This window comes from Flavisphingopyxis soli (assembly GCF_007995095.1).
Classification (GTDB): domain Bacteria; phylum Pseudomonadota; class Alphaproteobacteria; order Sphingomonadales; family Sphingomonadaceae; genus Flavisphingopyxis; species Flavisphingopyxis soli.
The window spans coordinates 313,586-326,453 of record NZ_VOPY01000002.1 but is presented as its reverse complement, the minus strand read 5'-3'; the positions used below and the strand labels follow the sequence as shown (position 1 = coordinate 326,453).

Sequence of the window (12,868 nt, the reverse complement as noted above, 5' to 3'; positions counted from 1 at the left end):
ATCAAGCGGACGCGTCATTCGCCTTCAATGCGGCGAAAAAGAATCCGTCGCAACCGTCATGCGCGGGGCTGAGCACTCTGCCCGCCCCCGCCGGACGGCCAGCCGAACCGGCATCGTCGGGCGACCAGCCTGAATGGCGGCTGAGGAAGGCATCGACGCGGTCGGGTCCTTCCTCTTCAACGAGCGAGCAGACCGCATAGACGATCCGTCCGCCGGGCTTGACCAAAGACGCGGCGATATCGAGCAGGCGCGCCTGTTCGTTCGCGAGGGTGCGGATCATCGCGGGCGTAATGCGCCAGCGCGATTCGGGATTGCGCCGCCATGTCCCCGTACCCGAACACGGCGCATCGACCAGGACGAGATCGACGGTGCCGACGAGATCGCCCAGCGCCTCGTGCTCGCGGTTCATGTCGAGCAATCGCATCTCGAGGGTCGCACCTGCGCGCGCTGCGCGATCGGGCAAGGGGGCGAAGCGCGAGCGGATCGCGTCGCAGGCGATCAACCGGCCCTCGCCGTTCATCGCGGCGGCGAGCGCGAGTGTCTTGCCGCCGGCTCCGGCGCACAGGTCGACGACGGTCTCGCCGGGTTTTGCGGCGCATGCTTCGACGATCAGCTGGCTACCGGCGTCCTGGATCTCGACGAGCCCGTCTTGATAGGCGGCGCGGTCATCGACGCGCGTGCCGTGTGGCAGGCGCAGGCCGTCGGCGAGACCCGCGATCGGTTCAGCCTCGCGAAACGCCTCGCGTACCGTGGCGACGTCGCTCTTGAGCCGGTTGACGCGCAGGTCGAGCGGCGCGCGGTCGAGCAGCGCCGCGAGTTCGGCGTCGTCGAGCCATTTGGGCAGTCGCTTGCGTAGCCAGGCGGGAACGAGAGCGGGCTCTGTCGCGATCTCGCTGTCGCCGATCGCTGGCGGGGCATGGCCGCTCGCACCGAAACTTGCCGAAATATCGGCGTCGTCCTTTGCGAGGCCGATCATCGCCGCGCGGCCCGTAGCCGGCGGTTCGCCGAAGGTGCGGATCGCGCGATAGACCAGGTCGCGAACGCCGCGCCGGTCCTTCGACCCGGCATAGCGCCGCGTCTTGAAATAGCGCGCGACGATCGTGTCGGCAGCGGCGCCATTGCCGCGCGCGGCAGTGACGACCTCGTCGAGGATTTCGATCGCCGCCTGTACGCGTGCCTGCGGGGTCATGAGTCTTTTTCGCCTGCCGGCGAAGTCGGCACCGGCCCGCGCCCCCTCCCGACCACCCGATCAGGATATACTATGGGAGGTCGGGAGACGGCGCGGGCCGGTGCCGCGCGAAGGGACTGCTTGCTGGCCCGATTCATCGCAAAAAAGATCATCAGCGCGTCGGATAGTTCGGTGCTTCGCGCGTGATCGACACGTCGTGGACGTGGCTTTCCTGCAAGCCCGCATTGGTGATCCGCACAAAGCGCGCGCGCTCCTTGAGGTCACCGAGTGTGCGCGAACCGGTATAACCCATCGCCGCCTTCACGCCGCCGGCAAGTTGATGGACGACGTCGCGCGCGGTGCCCTTGTACGGCACCTGGCCCTCGATCCCTTCGGGAACGAGCTTGAGCTGGTCGGTAATGTCTTGCTGGAAATAGCGATCGGCCGATCCGCGCGCCATCGCGCCGACCGATCCCATGCCGCGATAGCTCTTGTAGCTGCGCCCCTGGTAGATGAACGTCTCGCCCGGGGCCTCTGCGGTCCCGGCGAGCAACGAACCGACCATCACCGCCGACGCGCCGGCGGCAAGCGCCTTGGCAATGTCTCCCGAGGTCCTGAGGCCACCATCGGCGATGATCGGCACGCCAGCCTCATTGGCCACCGATGCGGCATCAAGGATCGCGGTGAGCTGCGGCACGCCGACACCCGCGACAACGCGCGTCGTGCAGATCGAACCCGGTCCGATACCGACCTTGACTGCGTCGGCGCCGGCATCGATCAGCGCACGCGTCGCATCGGCGGTGGCAACGTTGCCAGCGATGATCTGAACCGCGTTCGACAGCGAGCGGATTCGCGCAACGGCTTCGCCGACGCTGCGGTTATGGCCGTGCGCGGTATCGACAACAATGACATCGCAGCCCGCATCGATCAGCATCTCGGCGCGGGCATAGCCCTTGTCGCCGACGGTCGTGGCGGCGGCGACGCGCAGGCGCCCTGCCTCGTCCTTGGTCGCATTGGGATAGCTGACCGCCTTGTCCATGTCCTTGACGGTGATCAGGCCGACACAGCGGAAATCGTCGTCGACGACGAGCAGTTTCTCGATCCGCCGGTTGTGGATGATGCGGCGAACCTCGTCCTGGCCCGCGCCCGGCTTGACCGTCGCGAGATTTTCGCTGGTCATCAGTTCGTGGACCGGCTGGCGCGGATTTTCGGCGAAGCGCACGTCGCGGTGGGTGAGGATGCCGACGAGTTTGCCCGAGGCTTCGACCACCGGGATGCCCGAAATCTTGTTCGCGGCCATCAGCGCCTGCGCCTGCGACAGCGGCGCGTCGGGCGCAATCGTGATCGGATTGACGACCATGCCCGATTCGAAGCGTTTGACGAGCGCGACAGCCGCCGCCTGATCGGCTTCGCTCAGGTTGCGGTGAAGCACGCCGATACCGCCAAGTTGAGCCATGACGATCGCCATGTCGGCCTCGGTCACCGTATCCATTGCCGCCGACAGGATCGGCAGATTGAGCCGGATGTCGCGCGTCAATTGGGTCGACAGGTCCGCCTCGCTCGGCAGCATGTCCGATTCGCGCGGCTGGAGCAGCACGTCGTCGAAGGTCAGGCCAAGGGGAATGTCGATATGCGCCACGGTTTCGTCCTGTTCTAGCTAGCTGTCGCCCGGTGGGCGGTCTGGTGGCGGCCCATGTAACCAGTAAGGGCCTCCGGCGCTAGGGGAGCGCTGCGATGGCTAGTCCTTCGGCTTTGCCCGATAGGTCTCGGTATCGGCAAAATAGGCGCCCAGTGCGACATGCAGGTCGGCATCCTCGGCCGCGCCGCCGAGCGGCGTCGCGTCGGTCAGCTCGTCACCGGGCCCGTGATAATCGCCCGACAGAAAGAATTCGAGCAGTTTCATGTCCGAAAACGATCCACCGACCATCAGCGCCGGAACGCCCTTTTGCGCGAGTGCCCAGCCGTCCTGCCGCCGGATGAACGCATTGGCTTCGTCGCTACGTTCGATCGAACGACCGAGTGTGTGCGCGACATGTTCGATCGCGGGGTCGAGGTCGGTCTTGCCCCGTCCGATGATCGCCACCTTCGCGTCGCGCGGCGCGATCGCGATCGTATCGATGTTGAGCGCAACGGCGATCCGGTCGAGCGGCACCGGCGGGTTCTCGCTTAGCGCATAGGCACCGAGCAGGCCCTTTTCTTCCCCCGTCGTCGCGACGAAATAGATGTCGCGATCGAATGGCCCCATCTGCGCGAGCCGCTTGGCGACTGCGATCAGCACCGCAATGCCGCTCGCATTGTCGACTGCGCCATTGCAGATCCGGTCGGGCGCACCCTCGGGGCGACAGGTCCCGAGATGGTCCCAATGACCGGTGAACATGACCGCGCCCGATGCGGGATCTCTGCCCGGCAGCTTCGCGATAACATTGTAGCTCGTGTAATCGCGCACCGTGTTGCGCGTCGCGATCGTCCCTTTGGTCGGGACGAAGCCGCCGCGAGCATCGCGCCCGACGGCCTGATCGATCGCGTTCAGCGCGTCGCCGGTGACAAAGCCGGTAATCGCGTCCTTGCCCTCTTCGGCCTGACTGGCGAGCGTGGTGCGCGAGCGGCCAACCCAGCTTGTCGCGCGATCGAATGCCGCCTGGTCGCCGACGGCGATCAGCACGGCGGCGGGCTTGCGCTCCGCTAGCCTGGTCACTTCGGCCATCGTTGTGCGCAAATCGTCGCCGGCTGCCAGAATAACAAGCTTGTCGGCCAGATCGGTTGCGGGTTCGTCATCCGATCCCAGCTCGACGATACCGTCGAACACGACTTCGCGAGACGGTGCGGCGCTGTAGAAGCTGATCCCGTCATCCTTGGCCAATAATGCCTTGCCGCCGATCAGGCGGGGCTTGTCGTCGGGCGATGCCAGCGAAAAGGCACTCGCGCCCGGGCCTGTCTCGACGAGATCGACCGGTGCCAGCCATCCCGCCGCGGCATCGGCGGCGCCCACGAGGCCAGCTTTCGAGAATTCCTTGGCGATATAGGCAATCGTCTTGGTTTCGCCCGGAGTGCCGGGCTCGCGTCCGCCGAAATCATCGCTCGCCATCACCGCGATCGATTCGCGCAGCTCGGCCTCGCTGACCGGGCTTGGCGTGACCGGGTCCTTTGCCGCAACGGCATGAGGTTGGACGAGGGCGAAAAGGGCGCAAAATGCTGGCCCGATCAGGTATCTGTTCATCACTCGCTAGTGGCGCAAGCGCGGCGCGCATTCAAGTCGGCGCGCGCGATCGTCCGGCGCGCCGCTGCGACGTGCATATCCTCGATCATCCGGCCTTCGAACCGCTGTGCGCCCTGGCCATCGAGCGCGACGATCCGGCGGGCTTCCTCGACCGCGGCGGGGTCTGGCGCCCACGCCGCGTTGCACGCTGCAATCTGCGCCGGGTGGATCAGGGTCTTGCCGTCGAAGCCGAGGCGATGGCCCGCGCGGGCTTCGGCAGCGAACGAAGGTTCGTCATCGATCGCGTTGCACACGCCGTCGAAACACCAGACGCCGCTCGCCCGCGCGACGAGCACGATCGCCTGCAGCGACAGCGACAGGGCCTCGCGGTCGATGCCGCTGGGCAAATGCAGTTCGTGCGCGAGGTCGTTGAGCCCGGCGATCAGGCCGACGACGCGCGAATCGCCCGCAATCGCCCGCGCATCGAGCACGCCAAGCGGCGTCTCGATCATCGCCAGCAGCGGCACGGGAGCGTTTTCGGGCAGATCGGCGGGTCGGTCGACCTTGGGAATGACGATGTAATCGGGAGGAGACGCGGCGAGCGCGCGTAGGTCGTCAGCCATTCCCACGCCGCGATTGACCCGCACTGCGATCGCGATAGCGCCAAATCCCTCGACCAGCGCCTGCGCCACCGCTGCGCGCGCGGCCTCCTTGTCGGCAGCGGGCACCGCGTCCTCCAGGTCGAGGACGATCATGTCGGCGGCCGAACCGCGTGCCTTTGCGATCGCGCGCGGCTTGTGCGCGGGAACGTAGAGCACCGACGCGGGCGCGAGTGCGGACAAAGCGTCGATTATCAATTCGATTCTCCTTGGAAGCCCGTCGTCGAGGCCGCATAATAGCGACAATCCATCCTATAGGGGACTGTCATGATCGAGATTCTCGCCGCCGCCTTTGCGGTATTCGCCATCATATATTTGATGATGAGTATCAAGATCGTCCGTCAGGGCTATCAATACACAATCGAATATTTCGGCCGTTTCACCACCGTCGCGCGCCCGGGCTTCAACTTCTTCCCGGCGTTCTTCTACGGCGTCGGGCGCAAGGTCAACATGATGGAGCAGGTCCTCGATATCCCCGGGCAGGAGATTATCACCAAGGACAATGCGATGATCTCGACCGACGGGGTCGTCTTCTTCCAGGTGCTTGATGCGGCCAAGGCGGCCTATGAGGTTTCGGACCTGTACAATGCGATCATGAACCTGACGACGACCAACCTGCGCACCGTCATGGGGTCGATGGACCTCGACGAGACGCTGTCAAAGCGCGACGAGATTAACGCCCGGCTGTTGTCGGTGATCGACGACGCGACGACGCCTTGGGGCGTCAAGATCACGCGGATCGAGATCAAGGACATCCGTCCGCCGCAGGATATCGTCAACGCGATGGCGCGGCAGATGAAGGCTGAGCGCGAGAAGCGCGCCAACATCCTCGACGCCGAAGGCGCGCGCGCGTCTGAAATCCTCCGCTCCGAAGGCGAGAAACAGGGTCAGATCCTGCAGGCCGAGGGACGCAAGGAAGCCGCCTTTCGCGACGCCGAAGCGCGCGAACGCGAGGCCGAAGCCGAAGCCAAGGCGACCAAGGTCGTCTCCGATGCCATCGCCGGCGGCAATTCGGCGGCGATCAACTATTTCATCGCGCAGGATTATGTGAAGGCGATCAGCCTGTTCGCCACCTCGCCCAACGCCAAGACGATCCTCTTCCCGGTCGAAGCGACGCAGCTGATCGGAACGCTCGGCGGGATCGGCGAGCTTGCGCGCGATGCCTTCGGAGACAAGTCGGCGAGCGAGGATCGCTCGTCGGGTACGCAGATCCCGATCACGCGTGAACGTCAGCCGGTCGCACGGGACAAGGGCTGATGGGCGACTGGCTTGCCGCTATCGATGCCTATGGCTGGTGGCTGATCGCCGCGATCGCACTCGCGATTCTCGAGATGCTCGCGCCGGGCGTATTCTTCATCTGGATCGCGATCGCCGCTGTAGTCACAGCGCTTGCCTCGTTCGTCCTGCCGATCGACGTGCCGCAGCAATTGATCGTCTTCGCGGTTGCTTCGCTGGTCAGCGGCTATGCCGGGCGCAGCTGGTATCTCGCCAATCCGGTCGAAACCGAGGACGACATGCTCAACGACCGCGTCGCGCGATTGATCGGCGATGAGGTCATCGTCGTCGCGCCGATCATCGACGGGCGCGGCCGCGTCAAGGTCGCCGACGGCGTCTGGCCCGCGCGCGGGCCCGACAGCGCAATCGGCGCGCGCGTCCGCATCGTCGGTGCCGATGGCGGCTGCCTGATCGTCGAAGCATTGCAGGCTTCGACGTCTAGCCTCGCTACGCCATCCTGAAGGATTCCCCCCGCGGTCTTTCCGGAGCGGATATTTCCCGGGGCAGAGACGTTGGTCCTTCGAAACGCCTTGCGACAACGGGTTGCGAGGCCAATTTCGAAATTCGAAGGAACGGTTCATGGGTATTTTCAGCAGCATCAAGGATGCCATTTTCGGTCACAAGGCGGCCGAGCCAAAGACCGACACTGGTGGAGTCTTCACCGGCACGGCACCCGCGGCAACCGATAGTTCTGCCGCCACGCAGACGGTCGACGTCGAACAGGTGCTTGCCGCCAAGGCTGCCGACACCAAGCAGGATCTCAACTGGCGCAGCTCGATCGTCGATCTGATGAAACTCGTCGGGATCGATTCGAGCCTCGACAACCGCAAGGCGCTGGCCCGCGAACTGGGCTATACCGGCGCGCTCGACGGCAGCGCCGAAATGAACATCTGGCTGCACAAGGCGACGATGCGCGAGCTCGAAAAGAACGGCGGGCGCGTGCCGGCCGACATGCTCGACTAATCGAAGGCGATTAACAGCAGAGAAGAACGAGCGGCGAGGCCCGGCGCCACGAAAGTCCGCCGGGCCTTGCCTCTAATAGCCATAGCCAAAAGTCGGGCATGTCCAGGCAGTTCTCCAGCCCGGACCGCCGAGCGTCAGTTGGTCGCTTCGCTCAGTTGCGGGGCGGCCTGGCGGACGCCCTCGTCGACATGCGCTTCGAAGTCGGCGAAATTGTCGACGAACAGTTGCACGAGCTTTTGCGCGGTGCGGTCATATTCCTCCGCATCGTCCCAGGTCGAGCGCGGATCGAGGATCGCTGCATCGACACCCTTCACGGCAACCGGCACGTCGAAGCCGAAATTCGGGTCCTTGCGGAATTCGGCATTGCTCAGCGAGCCGTCGAGTGCGGCGTTGAGCAATGCGCGGGTCGCCTTGATCGGCATGCGATGGCCGACGCCGTATTTGCCCCCGGTCCAGCCAGTATTGACCAGCCAGCAGGTGACGCCGCCCTTGGCGATACGCTCCTTGAGGAGGTTGCCATAGACGCTGGGGTGACGCGGCATGAACGGGGCGCCGAAGCACGTAGAGAAAGTCGCTTCGGGCTCGGTCACGCCGATCTCGGTGCCCGCGACCTTTGCGGTGTAGCCCGACAGGAAGTGATACATCGCCTGATCTGGCGTCAGCCGCGCGATCGGCGGCAGCACGCCGAACGCGTCGGCGGTCAGCATGATGACAGTCTTCGGCACCGGCCCCATGTTCTCGGCCGAGGTATTGGGGATGAACTCGAGCGGATAGGCCCCGCGCGTATTTTCGGCGAGGCTGGCGTCGTCGAGGTCGAGCTCGCCGTTTTCGTCCATCACGACGTTCTCGAGCACGGTGCCGTGCATCCGCGTCGTCGCGTAAATCTCTGGCTCGGCGTCGGCCGACAGGCGGATCATCTTGGCGTAGCAACCGCCCTCGAAATTGAACACAGCGGTGTCCGACCAGCCATGCTCGTCATCGCCGATCAGCGTGCGCGAAGCGTCGGCGCTGAGCGTCGTCTTGCCCGTACCCGACAGGCCGAAGAACACCGCAGTATCGCCTTCAGGACCGATGTTGGCCGAACAGTGCATCGGCATCACGCCCTGCGGTGGCAGCAGGTAATTGAGAATGCCGAACACCGACTTCTTCATTTCGCCGGCATATTTCGTTCCGCCGATCAGGATCAGCTTTTCAGTGAGGTTGACCGCGATCACCGTCTCGCCGCGCGTGCCGTGGCGCGCCGGATCGGCACGAAAGCTCGGCAGGTCGATGATGGTGAATTCGGGATCGAAGCCGTCGAGCTCTGCGGCGGTCGGTCGCACCAACAGCGTGCGGATGAACAGGTTATGCCACGCCAACTCGTTTATGACGCGGACATTGACGCGATATTCGGCCTGCGACCCGCCGAACAGGTCGGCGACATAGGCCTTGTCGAGCTTTGTCACCGCGGCGAAAAAGTCTTCCTTGAGTGCGGCGAAATGGGCCGGGGTCATCGCGACGTTGGTCTTGCCCCACCAGATCGTGTCTTCGGTTTCGGCGTCGCGGACGGTGAACTTGTCCTTTGCAGACCGGCCGGTGTGTTGCCCGGTTTCAACGACGAGCGCGCCGTGTTTGGCGATCTTCCCCTCGTTATTGGCGACCGCCTCTTCGATCAGCGCGTCTGTACCGAGGTTGCGGCGCGTATCGGCGGGAAAAGTGATGGCGATCATAATGGGCGTGCCCTTTTGCAAGATTTCGGACTCGGGGGCGACCGCTCCGGCGCTCGCTCTCATCTTGGCCGCTGGTTAGTGGTTTGGCCCGAAAACGTCAAAGGCACGCAGCCAATATTTTGCGGCGCTTGCCCCCGATCCCTCGAATCGGGTAGTTCGGCGCACCCGGAACGATTGTCCGGCGCGCAATTCCGAGGCCCGGCACCACCGCATGACGCCCCCTTCGACTCCTTCCCGAATCGCGCTGGTCGACGACGATCGCAATATCCTCACATCGCTCAAGCTCCATCTCGAGGCCGAGGGTTTCGTCACCCGGCTTTACGGCGATGGCGAGACAGCCCTGCCCGCCCTGATTGCCGACCCGCCCGACATCGCCATCTTCGACATCAAGATGCCGCGCATGGACGGTCTCGAACTGCTCCGCCGCCTGCGTGAGCGCAGCACGATGCCGGTGATCTTCCTGACCTCGAAGGACGACGAAGTCGACGAAGCGCTCGGCCTTGCGATGGGCGCCGATGATTATATCGCAAAGCCCTTCAGTCCGCGGCTGCTCATCGCCCGGATCAAGGCGATCCTGCGCCGTGTCGAACTGATTGCTCAGAGCGATGATAATAGCGACAGTCCCACGCCCGCAGCGGTTGCGCGCGGGCGGTTGACGATCGATCCGGCACGCCATGAGGTTAACTGGGACGGTCACCCGATATCGCTTACGGTCACCGAATTCCTCGTCCTCGAAGCGCTCGTCCAGCGCCCCGGCGTGATCCGCAGCCGCAACCAGTTGATCGATGCGGCCTATAGTGACGACATCTATGTCGACGACCGGACGATCGACAGCCACATCAAGCGCCTGCGCCGCAAATTCCGCGAAGTCGACCCGGCATTCGACTCGATCGAGACGCTTTATGGCGCGGGCTACAAGTTCAATGTCTGATCACGAAACCGCCCCCCGCGAGCGCGAACTCGCGCTCCAATGGACGACGCAATTGTCGCTCACCGCGCGCATTCTTGCGGTCAACATCTTCGTCCTCGCGCTTCTCGCCGGTGGCATATTCTACCTCGAAGGCTTCCGTTCGCGACTGGTTGAAACGCGGCTCGAGCAGATCGCCCGCGAAACGCGCTTGATGGCGGCCGGGCTTGACAAGACTCTGCCCGCCGAACGCGATGCGTTGCTCGCCGATTTTGTCGGCGCAAGCGGCAGCCGGCTGCGGATCTACGATGCAAACGGCACGCTGATCGTCGACAGCTTCGCGCTGGCTGCGCCCAGCTATAGCCTTATCGATCCCGCCACCGAACCGCTGCGCAAGGATATCGCCCGCGCGATGGACCGGTTCGTCGATTCATTGACCGGCACCAGGGTTCCTCCCCCCGTTGTCGAACAGCCCGTTTCGATGGCTTCGAACTGGCCCGAGATCGGCCGGAGCCGGACATCGGGCCGCGTCGTGTCGGCCTATCGTCTCGCCCCCGACCGCACGCCGTTCATCAGCGCAGCACGGGCGCTCCCCAATAGCGGCAAGGCATTGCTGGTCACCAACAACGCACGCGACATCACCCGCACGGTGCGCAGCGAACGGCTGTGGCTCGGCCTCTTGTTCGCCGCCACGCTGATCACGTCGGTGCTTCTCTCTCTGTTCCTCGCGCGAACCATCGTCCGGCCGCTACGGCGCCTGATGACCGCGGCAGTCCGGGTGCGCTGGGGCCGCGAGCGCGATGTAACGGTGCCTCGCCTGCCCGGGCGCAACGACGAAATCGGCCTGTTGGCGCGGGCGATCAGCGACATGACCCGCAGCCTGCGCGAACGGATCGACGCCGGCGAACATTTCGCCGCCGATGTTGCGCATGAACTCAAGAATCCGATCTCGTCGTTGCGCAGTTCGATCGAGGCACTCGAAGCGATCGACGATCCGGCCGTGCGCGTCCAACTGCTCGCCATAGCGCGCGACGATTGCCGCCGTCTCGACCGGCTCGTAACCGACATTGCCGAAGCGTCGCGGATGGACGCCGAACTCAGCCGGGCGCATTTCGAGCGCGTCGACATCGGCAGCATGATCGATGCAATGGTGAGCGCGCGCGAGGCACGCCGCACCCCCGATCATCCGCACATTGCCTATGCCAGGCCGCGCAAGCGATCGACCGACATCATGGGCGACGACAATCGCCTCGAACGCGTGTTCGACAATCTGCTCGACAATGCGCTGTCGTTCTCTCCGCCGGGCGGTGTGGTCCGCGTATCGGCAACACGCAGTGGCGACGAGGTCATCGTTCGCGTCGAGGATGACGGCCCGGGCGTCGAAGCGCAATATCGCGACGCCATCTTCCACCGCTTTTACAGCCTGCGCCCGGCAGGCGAGACATTCACACGTCACAGCGGCCTCGGCCTCGCGATCGTCCAGGCCATCGTTGCCGGGCATCAGGGATCGGTCAGCGTTGGCGATCGCGACGACGGCGCATCTGGCGCGCGCTTCGAGGTTCGCCTGCCCGCCGCCGACGCGCCGTCGCCATGACCGATGCGGCCCCCGAGACGATCCATGCGACCTGCGTTGCGATCGACGGTCTAGGCGTGCTGATCGTCGGGCCTTCGGGGTCGGGCAAGTCCGATCTCGCGCTGCGCCTGATCGATCGCGGCGCTATGCTGGTCAGCGACGATCGCTGCATCGTTGCGGCGCGCGACGATGGCACGGTGTCGGTATCGCCGCCCGCGACAATCGCGGGCAAGATCGAGGTCCGGGGTATTGGGATCGTGACGATGGATCACGTCGACGACGCCCCGCTCGCCCTCGTCGTCGCGCTCGAAAACGATCCGCCGCGCATGCCCGATGAAGACGATACGATCGAAATTGCGCGTTGCCGCGTGCCGCGATTGCGTACCGATGCGGGGCAGGCGTCCGCCCCCATCAAAGTCGCATTGGCCTTGCACGGCGCGATGGCTAAGATGGCGTGATGGCGCGCGTCCCCGATACGAAATCCGTCCTTCTCGTCACCGGCCTGTCGGGCGCGGGCAAATCGACCGCGCTCAACGCGCTGGAGGATCTTGGCTGGGAAGTCGTCGACAACCTTCCCCTGTCGCTGCTCAACCGGCTGCTCGGCACGCCGCGCGGCGAGCGCGACGAGCGCGACCGCCCGGTCGCGATCGGCATCGACAGCCGGACGCGCGGCTTCGACGCCAACACGATCGTCCGACGGATCGAGCGCCTCAACGATCAGGAGGATTACGCGGTCTCGACGCTGTTCATCGATTGCGCTGGTACTGAGCTCGAGCGCCGTTATTCGGAAACGCGCCGCCGCCATCCCCTCGCCGAAGATCGCCCGGCGAGCGACGGGATTGCCCGAGAGCGCGAATTGCTCGCGCCGCTGCGCCGCTGGGCCGAGCATATTATCGACACGACCAACCTGACGACCAACGATCTGCAGGCCGATATCCGCTCGCGCTTTGCACGGGGCGATGGTCCGCGAACGGTGCTCAATATCATGAGCTTCGGCTTTGCCCGGGGAATGGTGCGCAATGCCGACCTGGTGTTCGACGTGCGCTATCTGCGCAACCCGCATTGGGACGACGCGTTGCGCAAGGGCACCGGCCAGGATCCGGCGGTGATCGCCTATATCCGCGACGATCCGGCGTACGAGACCAGCCTTTCGCAAATCGAGGCGCTGCTCGAGACGATCCTGCCGCGCTACGAACAGACGGGCAAAAGCTATACGACGGTGGCGTTCGGCTGCACCGGGGGGCGCCACCGGTCGGTCCACGTCGCCGAGCGTGTCGCAGCGCACTTGCGCGAGGCAGGATTTTCGCCCACGGTTTCGCACCGGGACCTGCCGGGAGGACCGCGAAAGGACCTCACGGCAGAGCGTGCCGGCTCTTCTCACCTGACACCTCCGAGCGACCCTTTATGACGAACCTACG

The 12,868-nt window shown here is 64.8% G+C and carries 12 protein-coding genes; 7 read left to right on the top strand and 5 right to left on the bottom strand.

Features of this window, described 5'->3' with window-relative positions:
- Position 1: 1 nt before the first annotated feature.
- The 4 genes from FSZ31_RS08260 to FSZ31_RS08245 form a co-directional block, all read right to left on the bottom strand.
- Positions 2-1,189 (bottom strand): RsmB/NOP family class I SAM-dependent RNA methyltransferase, encoded by a 1,188-nt coding sequence (locus tag FSZ31_RS08260; RefSeq protein ID WP_147122892.1) that lies wholly within the window; start codon positions 1,187-1,189, stop codon positions 2-4.
- A 151-nt stretch (positions 1,190-1,340) separates the two neighbouring features.
- Positions 1,341-2,798, bottom strand: coding sequence for an IMP dehydrogenase (guaB, locus tag FSZ31_RS08255; RefSeq protein WP_147123256.1), 1,458 nt, complete (start codon positions 2,796-2,798; stop codon positions 1,341-1,343).
- A gap of 108 nt (positions 2,799-2,906) precedes the next feature.
- Entirely contained in the window at positions 2,907-4,385 is a 1,479-nt protein-coding gene (locus tag FSZ31_RS08250; RefSeq protein WP_147122891.1) for a M28 family peptidase, read from the bottom strand.
- Positions 4,385-5,221, bottom strand: coding sequence for an HpcH/HpaI aldolase/citrate lyase family protein (locus FSZ31_RS08245; protein ID WP_236643729.1), 837 nt, complete (start codon positions 5,219-5,221; stop codon positions 4,385-4,387). Before FSZ31_RS08245 ends, FSZ31_RS08250 begins: the two co-directional genes overlap by 1 nt.
- A gap of 69 nt (positions 5,222-5,290) precedes the next feature.
- On the opposite strand from FSZ31_RS08245, the gene FSZ31_RS08240 reads away from it, so the two are divergent.
- The 3 genes from FSZ31_RS08240 (at position 5,291) to FSZ31_RS08230 (ending at position 7,261) form a co-directional block, all read left to right on the top strand.
- Entirely contained in the window at positions 5,291-6,280 is a 990-nt protein-coding gene (locus tag FSZ31_RS08240) for an SPFH domain-containing protein (RefSeq protein ID WP_147122890.1), read from the top strand.
- A complete protein-coding gene (locus FSZ31_RS08235; RefSeq protein WP_147122889.1) occupies positions 6,280-6,759 on the top strand; it encodes an NfeD family protein in 480 nt (159 codons plus the stop codon). The genes FSZ31_RS08240 and FSZ31_RS08235 overlap by 1 nt, the downstream gene beginning before the upstream one ends.
- A gap of 118 nt (positions 6,760-6,877) precedes the next feature.
- Positions 6,878-7,261, top strand: coding sequence for a DUF3597 domain-containing protein (locus FSZ31_RS08230; protein WP_147122888.1), 384 nt, complete (start codon positions 6,878-6,880; stop codon positions 7,259-7,261).
- A 134-nt stretch (positions 7,262-7,395) separates the two neighbouring features.
- Here the strand turns inward: FSZ31_RS08230 and FSZ31_RS08225 are convergent, their stop codons facing one another.
- The gene (locus tag FSZ31_RS08225) at positions 7,396-8,970 is read right to left on the bottom strand and encodes a phosphoenolpyruvate carboxykinase (protein WP_147122887.1); all 1,575 of its coding nucleotides are present in this window, start codon (positions 8,968-8,970) and stop codon (positions 7,396-7,398) included.
- Between the two features lie 211 nt (positions 8,971-9,181).
- Here FSZ31_RS08225 and FSZ31_RS08220 point away from each other — a divergent pair, with 211 nt between their 5' ends.
- The 4 genes from FSZ31_RS08220 to rapZ are packed head-to-tail and all read left to right on the top strand — an operon-like array spanning position 9,182 to position 12,858.
- Positions 9,182-9,901 (top strand): response regulator transcription factor, encoded by a 720-nt coding sequence (locus tag FSZ31_RS08220; RefSeq protein ID WP_147122886.1) that lies wholly within the window; start codon positions 9,182-9,184, stop codon positions 9,899-9,901.
- Positions 9,894-11,471 (top strand): sensor histidine kinase, encoded by a 1,578-nt coding sequence (locus tag FSZ31_RS08215; RefSeq protein WP_236643728.1) that lies wholly within the window; start codon positions 9,894-9,896, stop codon positions 11,469-11,471. The genes FSZ31_RS08220 and FSZ31_RS08215 overlap by 8 nt, the downstream gene beginning before the upstream one ends.
- Complete coding sequence (locus FSZ31_RS08210) at positions 11,468-11,908, top strand: HPr kinase/phosphorylase (protein ID WP_147122884.1); 441 nt, start codon at positions 11,468-11,470, stop codon at positions 11,906-11,908. Before FSZ31_RS08215 ends, FSZ31_RS08210 begins: the two co-directional genes overlap by 4 nt.
- Entirely contained in the window at positions 11,908-12,858 is a 951-nt protein-coding gene (rapZ, locus tag FSZ31_RS08205; protein WP_147122883.1) for an RNase adapter RapZ, read from the top strand. Before FSZ31_RS08210 ends, rapZ begins: the two co-directional genes overlap by 1 nt.
- Positions 12,859-12,868: the final 10 nt, after the last annotated feature.

What these genes read in the sequence shown, in the direction of transcription:
- FSZ31_RS08260 (WP_147122892.1), bottom strand. Translation starts at nt 1,189, where the DNA reads ATGACCCCGCAGGCACGCGTACAGGCGGCGATCGAAATCCTCGACGAG.
- FSZ31_RS08250 (WP_147122891.1), bottom strand. Translation starts at nt 4,385, where the DNA reads ATGAACAGATACCTGATCGGGCCAGCATTTTGCGCCCTTTTCGCCCTC.
- FSZ31_RS08240 (WP_147122890.1), top strand. Translation starts at nt 5,291, where the DNA reads ATGATCGAGATTCTCGCCGCCGCCTTTGCGGTATTCGCCATCATATAT.
- FSZ31_RS08235 (WP_147122889.1), top strand. Translation starts at nt 6,280, where the DNA reads ATGGGCGACTGGCTTGCCGCTATCGATGCCTATGGCTGGTGGCTGATC.
- FSZ31_RS08230 (WP_147122888.1), top strand. Translation starts at nt 6,878, where the DNA reads ATGGGTATTTTCAGCAGCATCAAGGATGCCATTTTCGGTCACAAGGCG.
- FSZ31_RS08225 (WP_147122887.1), bottom strand. Translation starts at nt 8,970, where the DNA reads ATGATCGCCATCACTTTTCCCGCCGATACGCGCCGCAACCTCGGTACA.
- FSZ31_RS08220 (WP_147122886.1), top strand. Translation starts at nt 9,182, where the DNA reads ATGACGCCCCCTTCGACTCCTTCCCGAATCGCGCTGGTCGACGACGAT.
- FSZ31_RS08215 (WP_236643728.1), top strand. Translation starts at nt 9,894, where the DNA reads ATGTCTGATCACGAAACCGCCCCCCGCGAGCGCGAACTCGCGCTCCAA.
- FSZ31_RS08210 (WP_147122884.1), top strand. Translation starts at nt 11,468, where the DNA reads ATGACCGATGCGGCCCCCGAGACGATCCATGCGACCTGCGTTGCGATC.
- rapZ (WP_147122883.1), top strand. Translation starts at nt 11,908, where the DNA reads ATGGCGCGCGTCCCCGATACGAAATCCGTCCTTCTCGTCACCGGCCTG.